The following is a 17,416-nucleotide window of genomic DNA, read 5'->3' as shown; positions in this document are numbered from 1 at the left end:
GTCAGTCCGCCACGGTCGGCCGCCGCGCCACACCCAGCACACAGGCGGATGTGGGCAGCCGGATTCCCCAGTCCGGCATCCTGACTCGCCGGTAGGACTCGACCACGAATCCGGCCCTCTCGATGGCGGCCAGGGTGTCGCGCGCGGTGTGACACCCGCCGGTCACCAGCGGCCACACCGTGTGGTCCAGTGCGCGCTGGACGGCTGCCATGGCCCGGTCATCGGCCCGCACATGCTCGAAGAAGCGCAGCTCACCGCCCGGCCGCAACACCCGAACGATCTCCGCGAGCGAACGCTCCACACTCCGTACGGTGCACAGCACCAGCGAGGTGACCGCCCCGTCGAACGCCTCGCTCTTCACCGGCAGGGCCTCCGCCGTGCCCGGTACCACATCCACCGGAATTCCGGCACGCAGCGCCGACCGCACCGCCAACTGCCGCAGGACGCGCTCGGGTTCGACGGCCACCACCTCCGACACCGCGGGCGGGTAGTGCGCGAAGTTCAGGCCGTTGCCCGCACCTATTTCCACGACCCGGCCGGACAGGCCCGCCAACAGCTCCGAGCGCACCGCGGCCAGCCCCGCCCCCGTCTCCGCGGCCACGCTCATCCGGGCGTAGAACCGGGCGAAGACGGGGTGGTGCACCGTGTTCTCCGGGATCTTCGTGTCGCGCAGACGCATGACGGAACTCCTCCACACGGCGCCCGGCTGCATGGCGCTCGACAAGAAAGGTACGACTGCTTCGATTCTCCCCCGTCCCGCCCGCCTCAGCCGCTCATCCGGCGGGCCGATTCCCTCCCAGCTTCGCCGTCAGCCAACTCCCCGCCCGGGAACGGAAGTCGGCGACCTCCAGCGCGCCCGCACCGGCCGGCACCACACCCAGCAGCGGCGCGTCCGCCACCACCGGCAGATCCTCCAGATTGCACCGTGCCGCGAGGTCAGGCTCGGCGGGCATACTGCCCACCACCACACCGAGGCACTCCAGCCCGCGCGCCCGCAGGGCCTCCGCGGTCAGCGCGGTGGTATTGAGCGTGCCCAGTCCGGCCGGAGTCACCACCACGACCGGTGCGGCCAGCAGCCGGGCCGCGTCGGCAAGGGTCGCGCCCTCCTCGTCGAACCGGACGAGCAGTCCGCCTGCGCCCTCGATCAGCACCAGATCATGCTCGGTCGCCAGCTTCCCGGCCGCCTCGGCGATCTCGTACGGCCGTACCGGTGGGAGCCCGGCCCTGCGGGCGGCCGTGGCCGGAGCCAACGGATCGGGGAAGCGGGCCAGTTCGACCGCGGTCACATGGCCGCCCGCCAGCCGTACCACCTCGGCCGCGTCCCCCGGCTCGCCGGGCGCCAGCCCCGTCTGCGCGGGCTTGAGCACCGCGACGGCGCGATCCCGGTGCGCCGCCGCCACGGCCGCGGTCACGATCGTCTTGCCGATCTCCGTGCCCGTACCCGTCACCACCAGAACCGTCATCTCAGCCCTCCCGCGCAGCCGCGCACACGGCGCGGCAGATCCGCGCCACATCATCGTCACCGGTCACGTAGGGCGGCATCGTGTAGATGAGATCGCGGAAAGGCCGCAGCCACACGCCTTCCCGTACCGCGGCCCGGGTGGCGGTCTCCATGTCCACCTCGTGATCGAGCTGTACGACACCGATGGCGCCCAGCACCCGCACGTCCCGGACCCCGGGCAGCGCAGCCGCCGGGGCGAGACCGTCCCGCAGCCCCGTACCGATCCGCCGGACCTCCCGCTCCCAGTCCTGGCCGAGCAGCAGGTCGATGGAGGCACACGCCACCGAGGCGGCGAGCGGGTTGGCCATGAACGTGGGGCCATGGGCCAGTACCGGCACCTCGCCGCTGGAGATGCCCTTTGCGACCTGTGAGGTGCACAGCGTCGCCGCCATCGTCAGATAGCCGCCGGTCAGCGCCTTGCCCACGCACATGACATCGGGCGAGATCCCCGCGTGACCGGCGGCGAACAGCTTCCCCGTACGGCCGAAACCCGTGGCGATCTCGTCGAACACCAGCAGGACGTCATGCGCGTCGCATGCCTCACGCAGCACTCGCAGATAAGCGGGGGAGTGGAACCGCATCCCGCCCGCGCCTTGCACCACCGGCTCCACGATCACCGCGGCCAGGCGGTCGGCGTGCTCCGCGATCAGTTCCCGCAGGTGGCGCACGTACGCGGGATCCGGCTCCGCGTCGTAACCGGCCGGCGGCTCGTCCGCGAAGATCTGCCGCGGCAGCACGCCCGACCACAGCCCGTGCATGCCGCCCTCGGGGTCGCACACCGACATCGGCTGCCAGGTGTCCCCGTGATAGCCGCCGCGCCATGTGAGCAGCCGTTGTTTCTCGGGCCGCCCGGCCGATCGCCAGTACTGCAGACACATCTTCACCGCGACCTCGACCGACACCGAGCCGGAGTCGGCCAGGAAGACATGCCGCAGCGGCTCCGGGGTGATCTCGACCAGCCGAGTGGCCAGCCGTACGGCTGGCTCATGGGTGAGCCCGCCGAACATCACATGACTCATCCGGTCCAGCTGACCGCGTGCCGCCTCGTTGAGCACCGGGTGGTTGTAGCCGTGCACCGCGGACCACCAGGACGACATGCCGTCGACCAATTCGTCCTGCCCGTGCGCCGGTTCGGCGAGCCGGAGCCGAACCCCGGACGCGGACTCCACGACCAGCGGCTCCTGACGCCCCGGCATCGGACCGTACGGATGCCAGACATGGGCCCGGTCCAGGGACCGCAGCTCGGCCGGGGACAGGAGCTCAGGCATTGGGGGCGAGCTCCGTTCCCGCACCGCGCCGGCGGACCGTCACCAGATCCGTGCGCGCGGCCGGTACCTCACCGGTCTCGGCAACGGCCTCCTCCGGCCCGTCGCCACAGGGTGCGCATCCGCCGTCGTGCGCACCACAGCCCCCACCCGGCTGCGCGCGGTGCGCGGGCAGGGTCGTCGTCCCCGCTCCCTCCACCTCGAAACCGGCGTCCGCGATCATGTCCAGATCCGCCTGCCCCGCCTGTCCCTCACTGGTGAGGTAGTCACCCAGGAAGATGGAGTTGACCAGGTGCAGGGCGAGCGGCTGCATCGAACGCAGATGCACCTCGCGCCCGCCCGCGAGCCGTACCTCCACATCCGGACAGACGAACCGGACCATCGCCAGAATGCGAAGACACCGCTGCGGGGTGAGATTCCACTCCTTGGCCAGCGGGGTTCCCTCGAATGGGATCAGGAAGTTCACCGGCACCGAGTCCGGGTCCAGCTCGCGCAGCGAGAAGACGACATCGACCAGATCGGCGTCGCTCTCACCCATCCCGGCGATCAGCCCGGAGCACGCCGAGAGCCCGGCGGCCTGCGCCTGCTGCACGGTCTCCACCCGGTCCGCGTAGGTGTGGGTGGTGGTGATGTCGCCGTAGGTGCTCGCGGAGGTGTTGAGGTTGTGGTTGTACGCGTCCGCGCCCGCCGAACGCAGCCGCTCGGCCTGTCCGCCGGAGAGCAGACCGAGGCAGGCACACACCTCGACGTCTTCGTGCCGATCCTTGATCGCCTCGATGGTCTCCGAAACCCGTTCGACATCACGGTCCGTCGGACCACGACCGCTCGCCACCAGACACACCCGCTTGGCGCCACCCGCCACCCCGGCCGCGGCGGCCTTCGAGGCTTCGTCCGGTTTCAGCCAGGTGTACTTGAGGATCTCCGCCTTCGAGCCCAGCCGCTGCGAGCAGTACGAGCAGTCCTCGGGGCAGAGGCCGGACTTGAGATTGACCAGGTAGTTCAGCTTCACCCGCCGCCCGAACCACTGGCGGCGCACCTTTCCGGCCGCGGCCACCACTTCGAGCAGATCGTCGTCCGAGGTCGCCAGCACGGCGAGAGCTTCTTCACGGGTCGGCAGCTCGCGCCGCAGACCCTTGTCCACCAGCGTGTTCAGGAGGTCCATGGTGTTGATCCTGGCCTACGGCACGGCCCACGGCCAAGGAGGAACCGGACAACAGAGCGCGTCGCGGGTGTGTGTATTGCCACACCATGACCGGCTGCGCTCCCGGTTAGCCTCTGTGAGCTGCCTACAAAAGGGACCGCTCATGCCCTTCGACCCGTTCGACTGGATCGACGACGAGGCGCGCCGCCGCGCGGACGCCGGACTCGTCCGGACGCTCCGCCCCCGGCCCGCCGAACCGGAGCACCTGGATCTCGCGAGCAACGACTATCTGGGGCTGACCCGGCACCCCGAGGTCACCGCCGCCGCAGCCGAGGCCGCGCGCCGGTGGGGTGCGGGCGCGACCGGATCGCGGCTCGTCACCGGCTCCACCGCGCTGCATGCCGAACTCGAAGACCAACTGGCCGATTTCTGTGGCTTCGAGGCGGCGCTGGTGCTGTCATCGGGCTACGCGGCCAATCTCGCCGCCCTCACCGCGCTCACCGCCCGTGGCTCGCTGATCGTCTCCGACGTCGGCAACCACGCCTCGATCGTGGACGGTTGCCGACTCTCCCGGGCCGACACCGCCGTCGTGCCGCACGCCGATCCCGATGCCGTGCGCAAGGCCCTGAGGGCGCACGAGGGGCGCGCGCTGGCGGTCACCGACTCGGTCTTCTCGGTCGACGGCGACGCCGCGCCCCTGCCCGAACTGGCCGCCGCCTGCCGCGCGGAGGGCGCCGCACTGCTCGTTGACGACGCGCACGGCCTCGGTGTGCTGGGGGAGGGCGGCCGGGGTGCGCTCGCCGCCGCCGGTCTCGCCGGCGGCGAGGGAATCGTCACCACGCTCACCCTCTCCAAGTCACTGGGCAGCCAGGGCGGAGCGGTCCTCGGTTCGGCCGAGGTCATCGAACACCTGGTCAACACGGCTCGTACGTTCATCTTCGACACGGGCCTGGCACCGGCCGCCGCGGGTGCCGCCCTGGGCAGCCTGCGGCTGCTCGGCCGCGAGCCGGAGCGCGCCGCCAGGGCCCGGACGGTGGCCACCGCGTTGTACGAGCGGCTGACGGCGGCCGGACTGACCGCCGCACGCCCCGACGCGGCCGTGGTCTCGGTGCGGGCACCCTCGGCGGAGGCGGCGGTGCGCTGGGCGGCCGACTGCCGCACCGCGGGCATGGTGGTGGGTTGCTTCCGGCCGCCGTCGGTGCCGGACGGCGTCTCCCGGCTGCGGCTGACGGCGCGAGCGGACCTGACCGGGGAACAGATCGCCACGGCTGTGGCGATCGTGCGGCGAACCGCCCCCGTCGGCTGACCCTTCCGGTCGATCGATCGCTTGCGGCCGGCCGACCTCCTCCGTGGGCGTCCTACCTGCCGGCCGGCCGCATGCAGGGGGGCGGACTCCCTGCCCGGATCGCCCCGTCGGCCGGCCGATCCCGCGGGCGGACCTCCTCCGTGGACGGTCCTGCCCGTCAGCCGCCCGAACCTCGGTGCAGGCCGGAGACGAAAGTGGTCCAGGCCGCCGAGGAGAACCGCAGTGGTGGCCTGGACACGTCCTTGGAGTCCCGCACAGCCAGCCGTCCGTCACCGAACGACGCGGCTTCCACGCAGTTGTTCATACCCGTGCTGCGGCTGCTGCGCCGCCACCGAAATTCGTGCTGTGCGAGGAAATCCGACATGACGCTCCTCTCGGGCAGTCCGGGGTCACTGACCGTCGCGGTCGATCGCGGCGATGAGGTCCAACGAGTGCTGCGGCGACAGAGCGTGTGCCTGCATGGTGCGGAAGGCCGAGCTGTACGCCTCAAGGTCTTCTTTCCGCTCCAGGTAGAGGCTACTCGTCAAATGGTCGAGAACTACCACGTCCAGATCAGAAGTGTTCGGAAATGAGAAGATAACGAAAGGCCCGGTGAGCCCGGCGTAGCCGCCGACCGAGAAGGGCAGTAACTGGAGTTCCACATGGGGTAGTTGAGCCACCCGGGTCAGGTGGCGCAGCTGGTTCCTCATCACCAGGCGCCCGCCGACCTCGCGCCGCAGCACCGCCTCGTCGAGCACCGCGCTCAGTCGCAGCGGCGGATCGGTCCGCAGCACCCCCTGCCGGGCGAGCCGCACCTCCACCAGGGAGTCCAGTTGGCCGGCGGGTAGACCGTCCAGCGACGCCCGGGTCACCGCGCGTGCGTAGTCCGCCGTCTGCAGAAGTCCCGGTATCACCGAGGTCTCCAGGGTCCGCGCGGTCCGCGCCTGCGACTCCAGACTGATGAAGTCGCGGTACTGCGGCGGAATCAGACCGCGATAGGCATGCCACCAACCGGTGCCACCACCGCCCGCCGAGCCCGCCAGCGCCTCCAGGAGCGTTCGGAGCCGGGTGTCGTCCACGCCGTACGCGTCCAGCAGTCCGGCCACATCGGCCGGCCGCACCCCACTGACACCGGTCTCGATCCGGTTCACCTTGGACTGGTGCCAGCCGAGCATCCGCGCGGCGTCCCGACTGGTCAGTCCCGACGCGTGGCGCAGGCTCCGGAGCTCCTCCCCGAGCTTGCGGCGTCGTACCGCAGGGCCGTACTGCATACGCGGCCTCCCTCCCTCTCGTGCCGAGCGGACAGTGTGGCGCCCGCATACGGTTTCGCGCGGCAGGGTTCACCGCATTGAGCGACAGGTATATGCATATCTTGGTGGATCGCCGTCGCAGGGGGCAGCATCAATGGCAACCTGGCGCGAAGCACAACCGGGGCCGATCCCGTGTCGGTCCGGGTGGGAAAGGGACGGCTCGCCATGGCAGACCATCAAGAAGCAAGCGTCACTCTGCCGAGCGATCCGGCCTCGGTCTCGGCGGCCCGGCGAGATGTGGCCCGGGTGCTCACCGAATGGGGCCTGACCTCCGACACCGAGTTCGCCGACAATATCCGCCTCATCGTCTCGGAGCTCGCGACCAACGCCGTCCAGCACACCTTCGGACAGTCGCCCACCTTCACCGTGGACCTGAGGCTGGAGCGGGAGGAACAGCTGCATCTGGGGGTGACGGACAGTCACCCGCGCTGGCCCCGTAGACTGCCCGCCGCCGTTCAGCAGGAAACGGGCGCGGCATGGTGATCATCCGGTATCTGGCCAAGGAGTGCGGCGGCCGGCTCACCGTCACCCCCACCGCCGACGGAGGCAAGACGGTCTGGATCGAGCTTCCCTGGCACATCCCCGTGCAGAGCTGACCAGTCGTCGATCCGCCCGCTGCACGCCTCGGTGCTCGCGGTCGCCCGGCCGGCGCAGCGGGTCCGATCTCGTCGCGCAACCATGTCCGGAGCGTCGCCGAGACGGCATTCGTTCGCTCATTCCGGCACACCACCCGAGTTCGTGCGCCGGAACGGAACGGGCGCCGGCCGTCGTACGCCCAGCGGCGTCCGGTCCACCGGAGCCACATCAGGGCGGCCGTGACGGAAGGCGCAGCGCGCCGGAGCAGGAGACCGGCCCCCACGGCACCGATGACGAGTCGATCAGCGGCACGGGACGGTGTATCTCCGACGGATCACGGCCGGAGGGCGGCCGTGATCCGTCGGACGGGAATCAGCCGACCCGCCCGTAGTAGACGCTCTTCGTCCAGATCTTCTCCAGCCGGACCACCGCGCCGGTCCTCGGCGAGTGCCAGATCTTGCCGTGGCCGGCGTAGATCCCCACGTGGTAGACGCTGCGACCGTAATGGAAGAAGACCAGGTCGCCGCGTTTCCTGCGCGAGGCCGAGACATGGCGGGTCTTGTTGTACTGCTGCTGGGCGGTGCGGGGCAGCTTCTTGCCCGCCTTCTTGAACGAATAGACCGTCAGCCCCGAACAGTCGAAGAGCTTGGGGCCGGTGGCCCCCCACCGGTACGGCGACCCCTTCTTCGACGCGGCGATGTTCAGCGCCTTCATCGAGGGAGTCGCCGCCTGGGCCTGCGGCGTGGCGCCCGGGGCGAGCATGGTGCCGCCGACGGCGGCCAGAGTCAGAACCGAGGCAGTACCGGCCCGGACGAGCAGAGACGGGACATGAACCTGCGCAGTCATGCGCAACCCTTCGTCAGCCGCCTGTGAAGGATGACCTGTCGGGTTCGGGCTGGCGAAGTTGCCCGGCCGCGCGCGGCGGCTTCACCCCGAGGGTCGACCGATGATCCGGTCGACCCGTTGTGCTCGGGTCCTCCACTCCTGCCGATCCACTTCTGTCGACCAGACATCCGGACGGCGGCAGGACTCGGCGTCCGCCCGGACCGCCCCGTCGTGGTGGCGGGGGCTTGTCGTCCCAGGGATCTTGACTCACCGACTGCCGGATTTCCGAGGGGAAACAGCGATTTGTGAGGCTCCTCACGACTGACCCGTTCGGGTGGAGGTGATGAATCCGGAGGCGGGGCCACTCATCGGGACCGGTCCCGTACCAGCGGTGGAATCACTAATTCCGGTCACTGGTCATCAGAAAAACGCAAGTTGAGATATCCCTCACGAGGGGGACTTCCTACGCCGAACGAGCGAGGAATTTCGAGGCGCCCACCGGGCGTGTCGTGTACGGGAGTTGGCCGAATCCCGGCCGCGGGCGAGGCTGGGGGAGTTGACCGGACCGCGCCGACGGCGGTGACGGGGGAGGTTGATCAACTCGGCGGAGCAGGGGGTGCGGTGACGCGTCCGGCCCGCCGCTCCCCGTCCAGTACGCGCAGGGCCCGCGCCAGGGTTTCCGCGTGGATCTGCGCCTCCCCGCGTTCATGCATCAATGCGAGGGCGTCTCGCAGCTCGATCGCCCGGGACGCCAGCGCCTGCGCGGCGCGCAGCGCGCCGTAGGTGTCGCTGCCGCGGGCGGGGTTGATCCGGCCCAGTTGGTCGAGGACTTCGAGGTAGCGGTCGATGAACTCCCCTTCGGCGCGGGTCAGTGCGGGCAGTTGCGGCAAGTGTGGCGGCTGCACCGGGCGTTCACCTCGGGCCGTGCGGGGGGAGCGATGACTTCCGGTTCTCAGTGAGGTGGTCCACCAGGCCGTACGCCTTGGCGCCCGGCGCGTCGAGAATGAGGTCGCGCTCGATGTCGGTGGCGATCTGGTCGGCGCTGCGGCCGGTATGGCGGGCCAGCAGTGTGATGAGCATCTCGCGAACCCGTTCCAGCTCCCGGGCCTCGATCTCCAGGTCAGAAGGCCGGCCCTGCACCGGCTCGCCGAGTGCGGGCTGCTGTACGACGACCCGGGCTCCCGGCAATGCGTGCCGCCGGCCGGGAGCGCCCGCGGCGAGCAGAACCGAGGCGCAGGAACCGGCCTGGCCGAGGCAGAAGGTCTCCACGTCGCAGGTGAGGTACTCCATCGTGTCGTAGATCGCGGACATGGCTCCGAACGAGCCCCCGGGGGAGTTGATGTAGAGGGAGACGGGTCGGTCCGGAGCGTCATGTTCCAGATACATGAACTGGGCGATCAGGTCGCTGGCCGCGGTGTCGTCGACCGGGGTGCCCAGGAACACGATCCGCTCGGCGAGCAGCTTGGAGTACGGGTCGAAGGTGCGGGTTCCGCTGGTCGTGCGCTCGGTGAACTCGGGCAGGACGTAGTGGGCGCTGGGACGGAACAGCATGAGCGATGCCTCTCCTCCGGGTCTGTACGCAGTCCGCCTGTCCGGCTCCGGGCGGGCCTGCGCGAGCTTCTGTAAGAAATGTACAGGACGTACAGAAGCTTATGATGCGGAGCACATCCGGTGATCCACTAAAAGTCCCAGGCCAGAGGCTGTTTCAACTGTTCGCCGAGGGCGGGTATCTCACAATCTGTCAGCGTGTCCGGCTTCAAGCCTGTTCGAGGGGGGCGGCGACCGCATGTCGGGCGGCCAGCGCCACGGTGGGGATCAGGGTGAGTGCGGCAATCACGGTGCCGACCACGACGGGGCCGGTGGACCCCAACCTGGAGCCGAGGGCGAGGCCCGCGATCCAGGAGCCGATGGCGGTTCCGAGGTTGAATGCCGAGACGGTCAGCGCGGAGGCCAGTACGGGGGCCTGACGTGCGTAGCGGACGGCCAGCGACATCAGCACCGGATTGGCGCCGAGACCGAAGAATCCGAGCAGGGTGACCAGCACGATGGTGGCCACGGCGTACCCGGCCAGCAGGCAGATCGCCAGCAGCAGGAGGGTCGCTCCCGCGGCGGCCACGATCGTCACGGTGTGCGGGCGGCGGTCGCCCAGGCGGCCGCCGACCAGCGAACCGGCCGGGGCGCCGACGCCGAAGCCGACGAGGACCAGCGGCACCAGCCCCGGGGCGATGCCGGAGCGGCCGGTCAGCAGCGGTGCGATGTAGGAGTACGCGGCCAGCACGCCGCCGGTGGTGGTGGCGCAGGCAGCCAGGACCAGCCGCAGGCGGCCCGAACGCAGCGCGGTCACTTCGGAGTGGATCGACACCGTCTGCTGGACCGGGCCCTCGTGCGGGACCGTGCGGGCGATGAGAACGATGGCTGCCGCGGCCAGGCCGGCCAGGGCCCAGAACGGGCCGCGCCAGCCCATGAACTGCCCGGCGAACGCGCCGATGGGCACACCGACGACGTTGGCGAGCATCGCTCCGGCGCCGACCAGTCCAAGGGCGCGGGCACTCGCGGCCGGCCCGGCGGCGCGGGTCGCGGCCACGTTGGCCACCGCCCAGAACGCCCCGGTGGCGATCGCGGTGAGGATCCGTGCGGCCAGCAGCACGGTGAAGTTCGAACCGAGGGCGACGGTGACGTGCCCGGCCGCGAAGACGGCCAGGGCGGCGACCAGAACGGGCAGCGAGGGTGCCAGGCCACATGCCAGCGAGGCGAGGACGAACCGTCGGACGGTGTTGCAGCGGTGCAGCCGGCGGAAGAGGTCCAGGTGGGCCTCGCGCTCGGTGTCCCAGGCCTGGCGGCCTTGGAGGGTCTCCCGTTTGCAGGTCGCGTTGAATGACTCGGCGAGTGCGTTGTCCGCGCTGGAGCCGACCGCGCTCATGGACTGGGTGACGCCGGCTTCGCGGCAGGCGTCGGCGAAAGCCCGGCTGCAGTACTGGGCCCCGTGATCGCTGTGGAAAATGGCGCCGGTCAGATTGCCGCGGGTCCGTTCGGACGCATGCAGGGCGTCGATGACGAGGTCGGCCCGCATGTGGTCGGCAATCGCCCACCCCGCCAGGCGTCGCGAGGCGAGGTCGATCACGGTCGCCAGGTAGCGGAACGTCCCGCCGCTCAGCGGCAGATATGGTGATGTCGCCGACGTACTTGGTGTTGACCTCGGTGGCGGTGAAGTCGCGGCCGATCAGGTCCGGGACCTTCGCGGCGGCGAGGTCGGGGACGGTGGTGCGGTGCCGGCGGAGCAGGCGGAGCCCGGCCGGGCCGATGGCCTTCATGACCCGGGCGACGCGTTTGTGGTTCACCACCTCACCCCCGTCGCGAAGCTCGGCGGTGATCCTTGGGACGCCGTAGGTGCCGTCCGAGGCTCGGTGGACGGTGCGTATCAGGGCGGGAAGCCGTGCGTCGGCCCCCTGCCGGGCTGCCCGCAGCGACGCCGTCCGGCGCCAGTAGTAGAAGGTCGACCGGGCCAGGCCCAGCACACGGCACAACCGCTTCACGCCGTATCGGCGCTGGTGGTCCTCAACGAACTGGCAGCGGTTCACCAGCCCGTCTCCGCCGCGAAATAGCGGGCCGCCTTGCGCAGGATCTCGCGTTCCTTCTTCAGCTCGGCGTTTTCCCGTCGCAGGGCGGCGGCCTCGGCTTCCAGCGCCGACGGCACTACCGGGGCTGAAGACGGGGCGGTCGAACTCCGGCCCCGCGGGCGGCCGGAGCCTGCCGCCCGGATCCAGTTCCGCAGCGTCTTCGCGTTGATCCCCAGGTCCGCGGCAACTTGCTTGATCGTCGCTTCCGGCCGCGACTCGTACAACGCGACCGCATCCGCCTTGAACTCGGCGGAGTAGTGCTTCATGGCCACGACACGTCCATCTCTCAGATCCTCAAGATCCACTATCTCGAGTGTCCAAGATCAGGGGTGAGGGCCCCGTTCGGGGAACTCGCGGGATGTCGCACACGCGGCGACGGCCGCGGGCGCGGGCCGCGCTGCTTGTGGGACCAGACCGAGGCTGTGCGCGCGGTATGTCGGTCTCGGTGAGCCGCCCGCCGACGCTTCGGGCCGGCCGGGAGACCTCACGGCCAGGACGTCTGGCTGCACCAGCCCGATCGCGTCATGTGAGGCGTCGATCCCCGCTGAGACCCGCCAGGATTCAGGGCGACCAGAAAACTCTTCGTCTCACCTCGTCTCACACATCTCTCACGAACGAGAGCGCGCGGGAGCACGCGAGAGCCTCTGACCTGGATAGTCGCTGTCGCCACGGACCACGGCGGACCAGGTGGACATTACATAGGCTAGGAGCATGGCCTACGAGATTCCGGTGACGCAAGCCCGAGCTGAGCTCGCCGAACTGATCAACCGCGTCGTCTACGGCGGTGAGCGAGTGGTCGTGACGCGGCACGGCAAGCCGCTCGTGGCGCTCGTCTCGGCCGCTGACCTGGAGCGGCTGGAAAATGATGAGGCGGCCGCAGAGGAGCAGGTGATCAGCTCCGTCTCCTCGGTCGGCTCCTCGGTGTCCGCTCCCGGCGAACGGCGGCGCTTCGGTATCGCGGCGGAGCACCGGGGGCCTCACGAGCCGGGCCGCTGAGCGCCGACTGACGGTCCGTGACGGGGAGACGCCGTGAGCCTTCGTCGGACACGGCAGGGGCACACGGCGTACTTGAACGGGGGCCGGCCCGCCGTCGGCCTCCGTTGAGCACCGTGGACGGTCCAAGCACCGCCCACAAGGCCAGGGCAGACATGCGATGCCCGCGCCGCCGCCCAAAAGGGCGGCCGGACGTAGCCAAGCGCCACCACTTGGCTTCCTGCGGAGACGAAGTCGACGGCGCCGTGCGAGGGGTCAGGACGGGGTGGTCGAGGCCCACCGCGGCAAGGGGCCTTGCGGGCGGTCGTGCCGGCGACCATGGGGTGCCGACGACGTCGCGGTCGCGCGGGGGTTCTTCGCGCGGATGGCGCTCGTCGGTGACGACGGAGGCCCGGGGTCGGGGAACGAGTTGCGGGGTCCGGACCGCCCGCCCTGCGCCGGACCAGGGCCCCGCACGGTCCCTGCGCCCGGGTCACCGTCGTCGGTGCCCTGAGCGCGCCGCTCGTCGGTGACCGGCTCGCCATCGAGGCTCCGGTGGCGGAAGACGCTCGGCTCACCGTCGACTCGGCGCCGACCCTCGCGCTGCCGGGGCCGGGCAAGGCCACCGAACCCGCCACCTGCGACATCGAGTTGAGCGTGGGGGAGTGGGGTCGGCTCCCCACCGGCTGCCGGAGCGGCTCGTCTCGGCACACGGCGGCGTGCTGCGCATGACCACACGGGTCGAACTCGCCCCCGCCGCACGGTTGGTGCTGCGCGACGAGCAGATCCTCGGCCGCCACGGCGAGAGCGGCGGCACCCTCACCAGCCGTCTCACCGTGTACCGCGGCGGCCGTCCGCTGATCGACCAGCAGACGGCGTACGGTCCGGGCGCGCCCGGTGACCGGGACGGTCCGGCCGTCCTGGGCGGCCGTCGTGCTGAAGGCCAACTCCTCCTCGTCGACCCGTCGTTCAACGACAAATGCCCCGAAGCGTGCCTGCTGGGACCGACCGCCGTCCTCACCCCGCTCGCCGGACCGGCCGTACTGGTGCCCTCGCTCCCGACGCCCGCCTGCTGCGCGGCACCCTGGACAGCGCGATGAACGACGTACTCGGCACCCCAACGGGGTGAACACCGCTCAGCGGGACACGGATGTCCGGTTATCGATTCGGTAAAGAAGTGTGCGTACGGCCTGTTCTCAGGAACCTCACAGACGACAGGATCCGCGGGAGGTCACGTAATGAAACGCGCCGCCACCGGCGGCGCTTCAGATGTGGGGGAGGTTCCACTTGAGACGCACAGCAGTGCTCGGCTCGGCCGGCGCTCTGATCGCGGGCACGCTCATAGCGGGCGCGGTGACCGCACCGGCGGCCACGGCCGAAGGCCGTCATCACCACGGTTCCGAGGCGCGTGGCGCAGAGATCGCCGCGGCACGGGCCGCCAGGTCCGGCATCGACTGGAAGGACTGTCCGGCCGACTGGGCCCTGGCCAAGCCGATCCAGTGCGGCTGGGTGACCGTGCCGCTCGACTACGCCAGGCCCGACGGCAAGCAGATCAAGCTCGCCGTCGACCGGCACGTCAGCACCGGCACGAAGGGCGAGCGACAGGGCGCCCTGCTCTACAACCCGGGCGGCCCCGGCGGTTCGGGGATGCGGTTCCCCACCCGGATCACCAACAAGAACCCGCTCTGGGTGAACACGGCGAAGGCGTACGACTTCGTCGGCTTCGACCCTCGCGGCGTCGGCCACTCCGCGCCGATCTCCTGCGTCGATCCCCAGGAGTTCGTCAAGGCCCCCAAGGCCGACCCCGTACCCGACTCCGAGGCCGACAAGCGCGCCCAGCGCAAGCTCGCCGCCGAATACGCGGACGGCTGCGCCCAGCGCAGCGGCGACATGCTGCCGCACATGACCACGCCGAACACCGCCCGCGACCTGGATGTCATCCGCGCCGCTCTCGGTGAGGAGAAGCTCAACTACCTGGGCGTCTCCTACGGCACCTACCTGGGCGCGGTCTACGGCACGCTCTTCCCGACCCACGTCCGCCGCATGGTGGTCGACAGTGTCGTGAACCCGGCCAAGGACAACATCTGGTACCAGGCCAACCTGAACCAGGACATCGCCTTCCAGGGACGCTGGGACGACTGGAAGGCATGGGTCGCCAAGAACGACTCCGTCTTCCACATCGGCAACACCCCCGCGAAGGTCGAGCAGGCGTGGCTGGAGCTGCGCGCCGCCGCGAAGAAGAACCCGATCGGCGGCGTCGTCGGCCCCGCCGAGCTCATCGGCTTCTTCCAGAGCGCGCCGTACTACGACTCCTCCTGGGCGCCCGTCGCCCGGATCTGGAGCGACTACCTGGGCGGCGACACCCAGGCTCTGGTCGACGCGGCGGGCCCGGACATGTCCGACACCGCCGGGAACATCTCCTCGGAGAACGGCAACGCCGTGTACACGGCGGTCGACTGCACGGACGCCAAGTGGCCCACCAGCTGGCAGAAGTGGGACCACGACAACAGTCGGCTGCACAAGGACTACCCGTTCATGACCTGGGCCAACGCCTGGATGAACCTGCCCTGTGCGACCTGGTCGGCGAAGCAGCAGACCCCGCTGAACGTGAAGACCGGCAAGGGCCTGCCGCCGGTGCTGATCGTGCAGTCCACGCGTGACGCCGCCACCCCGTACGAAGGCGCCGTCGAACTGCACAAGCGCTTCAAGGGCTCGCGCCTCATCACGGAGCGGGACGCCGGTTCGCACGGCGTCACCGGTCTGGTCAACCCCTGCATCAACGAGCGGGTGGACACCTACCTGCTCACGGGCAGCACCGACCGCAGCGACGTGACGTGCGCCCCGCACGCCACACCGAAGCCGTAACGGTCACAGCCGAAGGGCACGGGCGGCCGGTGGTCTCGGACCTCCGGCCGTCCGTGCCCGTGTACGGGCTCCGTCTCATGCCTTCCGGTCGTACGTCTCCAGCCAGGCGTCCTCCGCCGCGTAGTCGAAGAGCTTCTCCCCGTACGCCCGCAGCATGACGGGATAGGCGTCCGTCCAGTCCCTTCCTTCCAGCTGTGCGGAGATCCACTCGACCGTCGCCGGAAGCGACTGTGCATAGCCCGTCACCGGCCGGTACCCGAGCTCCTGCTCCGCGGCCGTCATGTCGTACACGATGGGATGGGCAGCGCTCCACGGCGTGGAGCCGACGCCGTCCTCGCCGGGCGCGCCCGCCATCAGCACGGTCTCGGTCCTCCGGCCGAACACCGCGTCCACGGCCTGGGCGATCTCCATGACCGTCGGTGCCTGCGGGTCCCCGGCGTTGAGCACCCGCGAACCGGGCCGGTCGGCGGCGAGCCGGATCAGTTCGGCCAGATTGGAGACATGGACCGGGTGGAAGCGGGACGTCCCGCCGTACGAGAGCACTCGCCGCTCGCGGCCGTCCAGCAGCCGCTTCACGAAGTACAGCTCGCGCGGCGACCGGCAGCGCACCCCGTGAATCGCGCCGGCCTGCAACAGGGTCACCGGCAGCGCGTCGCCGGCCGCCAGCAGGTCCCGCTCCAGCTGTATCTTCCGGGTCCCGTACGTGGTGTCGCCGGCCGCCACGGTGCGTTGGGTCTCCGGGATCGGCACGGGGTACCGCGGAGCACCGTCGGGTTCGCTCTGGGTGTCGAAGCCGCGGCCTTGATCGTCCTCGTACACCGCACCGCTGGAGATGACCACCGCCGAACCGATCCGGTCCGCGAGACCGGTCAGCTGACGGGCGTGGCCCTCGCCGTAGGCCACCATGTCGACCAGTACGTCGCAGCCCTCGCCCAGTGCCGCCGCGAGCGCCCCGTCCTCGTCCCGGTCGAGACCCGTCGCGCGCACCACGCCGTCCCACCGGGCGTCCCGCCCGCCGCCCCGCGAAGCGGCCGTCACCTCCCAGCCGTCCTCGACGAGCGCCTGCACGGCGGCCCGCCCGATCTGTCCCGTCGCTCCCAGAACCCATGCATGTCCCTTGCTCATGAGGAGCACGCTAGGACGCGGCCGGAACCCGGACCAGCGGAGTTCACCCAGCGCGGATTCGCCGTCAGCGTCGCGGCTTCGGGAACTTCTTCGGCTTCGTGTCCTGCTCGCTCTGTGCGGCCTTCACCTTGGCCGCGTACTCGTCGACGTACTCCTGTCCGGAGAGGCCGAGGATCGCGTACATGATCTCGTCGGTGACGGCTCGGATCGCCGCCTTCTGGTTCTCCAGACCGGCGTAACGCGAGAAGTCCAACGGTTCGCCGAAGCGGATGGTGACCCGTCTGATACGCGGGACGATCTGTCCCGGCGGCTGGATCTCGAACGTACCGACCATCGCGCAGGGCACCACCGGCACCTGCGCCGTGATCGCCATCACGGCCACACCGACCTTGCCCTTGTAGAGCCGTCCGTCGTGCGAGCGGGTTCCCTCCGGATAGATCCCCAGCAACTCGCCCCGGTCCAGCACCCCGAGCCCTTCACGGATCGCAGCCTTCCCCGCGTCCTTGCCGGACCGGTCCACCGGAATCTGCCCGATGCTGCGGAAGAAGGCGGCGGTCAGCCGTCCCTGCACTCCCGGCCCGGTGAAGTACTCGGCCTTGGCGAGAAACGTGATGCGCCGTTTCAGGATCGCGGGCATCAGGAAATGGTCGGAGAACGACAGATGGTTACCGGCCACGATGGCCGCGCCGTGCTCCGGGATGTGTTCCAGGCCCTCGACCCTGGGCCGGAAGAACAGCCGTAGCAGCGGCCCGATGATGACGTATTTGAGCACGTAATAGAACACGGGACGGCTCCTGGGGCCTCTCGTTCGGATCAAGCCGGGTCCGGCTTCCTCGGCGAGCGGCGGCTTCTGCGCGGTTCTACGGGACAGCCCTCAGGGACGGGGACCGGACTGGCTGCTGACGCTTCATCATGACGGAACGCCGTGCCGCTG

Annotated in this window: 16 protein-coding genes, 3 pseudogenes and 1 riboswitch; of the genes and pseudogenes, 5 read left to right on the top strand and 14 right to left on the bottom strand. The window is 70.2% G+C overall.

The genetic code is table 11. The features are described from left to right. Nucleotide 1: 1 nt before the first annotated feature. The 4 genes from ABZ826_RS29555 to bioB form a co-directional block, all read right to left on the bottom strand. Nucleotides 2–679 (bottom strand): class I SAM-dependent methyltransferase, encoded by a 678-nt coding sequence (locus tag ABZ826_RS29555; RefSeq protein ID WP_361454821.1) that lies wholly within the window; start codon nucleotides 677–679, stop codon nucleotides 2–4. Between the two features lie 94 nt (nucleotides 680–773). Further along, nucleotides 774–1,463 carry a dethiobiotin synthase gene (gene bioD / locus ABZ826_RS29550; protein ID WP_361454818.1) on the bottom strand — a complete coding sequence of 230 codons (690 nt, stop codon included), beginning with the start codon at nucleotides 1,461–1,463 and terminating at the stop codon, nucleotides 774–776. 1 nt (nucleotide 1,464) lies between these two features. Further along, complete coding sequence (locus tag ABZ826_RS29545; protein WP_361454816.1) at nucleotides 1,465–2,769, bottom strand: adenosylmethionine--8-amino-7-oxononanoate transaminase; 1,305 nt, start codon at nucleotides 2,767–2,769, stop codon at nucleotides 1,465–1,467. After that, the gene (gene bioB, locus ABZ826_RS29540) at nucleotides 2,762–3,928 is read right to left on the bottom strand and encodes a biotin synthase BioB (RefSeq protein ID WP_361454813.1); all 1,167 of its coding nucleotides are present in this window, start codon (nucleotides 3,926–3,928) and stop codon (nucleotides 2,762–2,764) included. The genes ABZ826_RS29545 and bioB overlap by 8 nt, the downstream gene beginning before the upstream one ends. A gap of 142 nt (nucleotides 3,929–4,070) precedes the next feature. On the opposite strand from bioB, the gene ABZ826_RS29535 reads away from it, so the two are divergent. Next, a complete protein-coding gene (locus tag ABZ826_RS29535) occupies nucleotides 4,071–5,213 on the top strand; it encodes an 8-amino-7-oxononanoate synthase (protein ID WP_361454810.1) in 1,143 nt (380 codons plus the stop codon). A gap of 157 nt (nucleotides 5,214–5,370) precedes the next feature. On the opposite strand, the gene ABZ826_RS29530 is transcribed toward ABZ826_RS29535, so the two are convergent. Both ABZ826_RS29530 and ABZ826_RS29525 read right to left on the bottom strand, forming a co-directional pair. After that, nucleotides 5,371–5,577, bottom strand: coding sequence for a DUF397 domain-containing protein (locus tag ABZ826_RS29530; RefSeq protein WP_361454807.1), 207 nt, complete (start codon nucleotides 5,575–5,577; stop codon nucleotides 5,371–5,373). A 25-nt stretch (nucleotides 5,578–5,602) separates the two neighbouring features. Then, a complete protein-coding gene (locus ABZ826_RS29525) occupies nucleotides 5,603–6,463 on the bottom strand; it encodes a helix-turn-helix transcriptional regulator (protein WP_361454804.1) in 861 nt (286 codons plus the stop codon). 204 nt (nucleotides 6,464–6,667) lie between these two features. On the opposite strand from ABZ826_RS29525, the pseudogene ABZ826_RS29520 reads away from it, so the two are divergent. Continuing rightward, nucleotides 6,668–7,098: pseudogene (locus ABZ826_RS29520) on the top strand (ATP-binding protein). A 352-nt stretch (nucleotides 7,099–7,450) separates the two neighbouring features. Here ABZ826_RS29520 and ABZ826_RS29515 read toward each other — a convergent pair. From ABZ826_RS29515 to ABZ826_RS29490, 6 genes and pseudogenes are all read right to left on the bottom strand, one after another. Continuing rightward, nucleotides 7,451–7,924 (bottom strand): C40 family peptidase, encoded by a 474-nt coding sequence (locus ABZ826_RS29515; protein WP_361454801.1) that lies wholly within the window; start codon nucleotides 7,922–7,924, stop codon nucleotides 7,451–7,453. A 3-nt stretch (nucleotides 7,925–7,927) separates the two neighbouring features. Next, nucleotides 7,928–8,111, bottom strand: a riboswitch (cyclic di-AMP (ydaO/yuaA leader). Nucleotides 8,112–8,499: 388 nt separating this feature from the next. After that, nucleotides 8,500–8,808 (bottom strand): hypothetical protein, encoded by a 309-nt coding sequence (locus ABZ826_RS29510; RefSeq protein ID WP_361454798.1) that lies wholly within the window; start codon nucleotides 8,806–8,808, stop codon nucleotides 8,500–8,502. 7 nt (nucleotides 8,809–8,815) lie between these two features. After that, nucleotides 8,816–9,451 carry an ATP-dependent Clp protease proteolytic subunit gene (locus tag ABZ826_RS29505; RefSeq protein WP_361454865.1) on the bottom strand — a complete coding sequence of 212 codons (636 nt, stop codon included), beginning with the start codon at nucleotides 9,449–9,451 and terminating at the stop codon, nucleotides 8,816–8,818. 208 nt (nucleotides 9,452–9,659) lie between these two features. Next, nucleotides 9,660–11,057, bottom strand: a complete 1,398-nt coding sequence (locus ABZ826_RS29500; protein ID WP_361454862.1) for an MFS transporter — start codon at nucleotides 11,055–11,057, stop codon at nucleotides 9,660–9,662. A 154-nt stretch (nucleotides 11,058–11,211) separates the two neighbouring features. Next, nucleotides 11,212–11,418: pseudogene (locus ABZ826_RS29495) on the bottom strand (IS3 family transposase); the annotation flags it as partial. 59 nt (nucleotides 11,419–11,477) lie between these two features. Further along, complete coding sequence (locus ABZ826_RS29490; protein WP_361454859.1) at nucleotides 11,478–11,786, bottom strand: transposase; 309 nt, start codon at nucleotides 11,784–11,786, stop codon at nucleotides 11,478–11,480. A gap of 445 nt (nucleotides 11,787–12,231) precedes the next feature. On the opposite strand from ABZ826_RS29490, the gene ABZ826_RS29485 reads away from it, so the two are divergent. The 3 genes and pseudogenes from ABZ826_RS29485 to ABZ826_RS29475 all read left to right on the top strand — a co-directional run bounded on the left by ABZ826_RS29485 (nucleotide 12,232) and on the right by ABZ826_RS29475 (nucleotide 15,357). Next, nucleotides 12,232–12,516, top strand: a complete 285-nt coding sequence (locus tag ABZ826_RS29485) for a type II toxin-antitoxin system Phd/YefM family antitoxin (RefSeq protein ID WP_361454795.1) — start codon at nucleotides 12,232–12,234, stop codon at nucleotides 12,514–12,516. A gap of 414 nt (nucleotides 12,517–12,930) precedes the next feature. Continuing rightward, nucleotides 12,931–13,621, top strand: a pseudogene (locus tag ABZ826_RS29480) (urease accessory protein UreD); the annotation flags it as partial. Between the two features lie 158 nt (nucleotides 13,622–13,779). Continuing rightward, nucleotides 13,780–15,357 carry an alpha/beta hydrolase gene (locus ABZ826_RS29475; RefSeq protein WP_361454792.1) on the top strand — a complete coding sequence of 526 codons (1,578 nt, stop codon included), beginning with the start codon at nucleotides 13,780–13,782 and terminating at the stop codon, nucleotides 15,355–15,357. Nucleotides 15,358–15,432: 75 nt separating this feature from the next. Here the strand turns inward: ABZ826_RS29475 and ABZ826_RS29470 are convergent, their stop codons facing one another. Beyond that, a complete protein-coding gene (locus tag ABZ826_RS29470; RefSeq protein ID WP_361454789.1) occupies nucleotides 15,433–16,482 on the bottom strand; it encodes an NAD-dependent epimerase/dehydratase family protein in 1,050 nt (349 codons plus the stop codon). Between the two features lie 64 nt (nucleotides 16,483–16,546). Beyond that, entirely contained in the window at nucleotides 16,547–17,266 is a 720-nt protein-coding gene (locus ABZ826_RS29465; RefSeq protein ID WP_361454786.1) for a lysophospholipid acyltransferase family protein, read from the bottom strand. Nucleotides 17,267–17,416 lie beyond the last annotated feature (150 nt).

The sequence above is a fragment of the Streptomyces sp. NPDC047515 genome, assembly GCF_040643055.1.
Classification (GTDB): Bacteria; Actinomycetota; Actinomycetes; order Streptomycetales; family Streptomycetaceae; genus Streptomyces.
Note: the sequence above shows the minus strand (reverse complement) of the source record. Positions and strands in the feature narration are given on the sequence as shown.

Excerpts from the sequence above, each read along its gene's own strand:
- ABZ826_RS29555 (WP_361454821.1), bottom strand. The coding sequence starts at position 679 with ATGCGTCTGCGCGACACGAAGATCCCGGAGAACACGGTGCACCACCCC.
- bioD (WP_361454818.1), bottom strand. The coding sequence starts at position 1,463 with ATGACGGTTCTGGTGGTGACGGGTACGGGCACGGAGATCGGCAAGACG.
- ABZ826_RS29545 (WP_361454816.1), bottom strand. The coding sequence starts at position 2,769 with ATGCCTGAGCTCCTGTCCCCGGCCGAGCTGCGGTCCCTGGACCGGGCC.
- bioB (WP_361454813.1), bottom strand. The coding sequence starts at position 3,928 with ATGGACCTCCTGAACACGCTGGTGGACAAGGGTCTGCGGCGCGAGCTG.
- ABZ826_RS29535 (WP_361454810.1), top strand. The coding sequence starts at position 4,071 with ATGCCCTTCGACCCGTTCGACTGGATCGACGACGAGGCGCGCCGCCGC.
- ABZ826_RS29530 (WP_361454807.1), bottom strand. The coding sequence starts at position 5,577 with ATGTCGGATTTCCTCGCACAGCACGAATTTCGGTGGCGGCGCAGCAGC.
- ABZ826_RS29525 (WP_361454804.1), bottom strand. The coding sequence starts at position 6,463 with ATGCAGTACGGCCCTGCGGTACGACGCCGCAAGCTCGGGGAGGAGCTC.
- ABZ826_RS29515 (WP_361454801.1), bottom strand. The coding sequence starts at position 7,924 with ATGACTGCGCAGGTTCATGTCCCGTCTCTGCTCGTCCGGGCCGGTACT.
- ABZ826_RS29490 (WP_361454859.1), bottom strand. The coding sequence starts at position 11,786 with ATGAAGCACTACTCCGCCGAGTTCAAGGCGGATGCGGTCGCGTTGTAC.
- ABZ826_RS29485 (WP_361454795.1), top strand. The coding sequence starts at position 12,232 with ATGGCCTACGAGATTCCGGTGACGCAAGCCCGAGCTGAGCTCGCCGAA.
- ABZ826_RS29470 (WP_361454789.1), bottom strand. The coding sequence starts at position 16,482 with ATGAGCAAGGGACATGCATGGGTTCTGGGAGCGACGGGACAGATCGGG.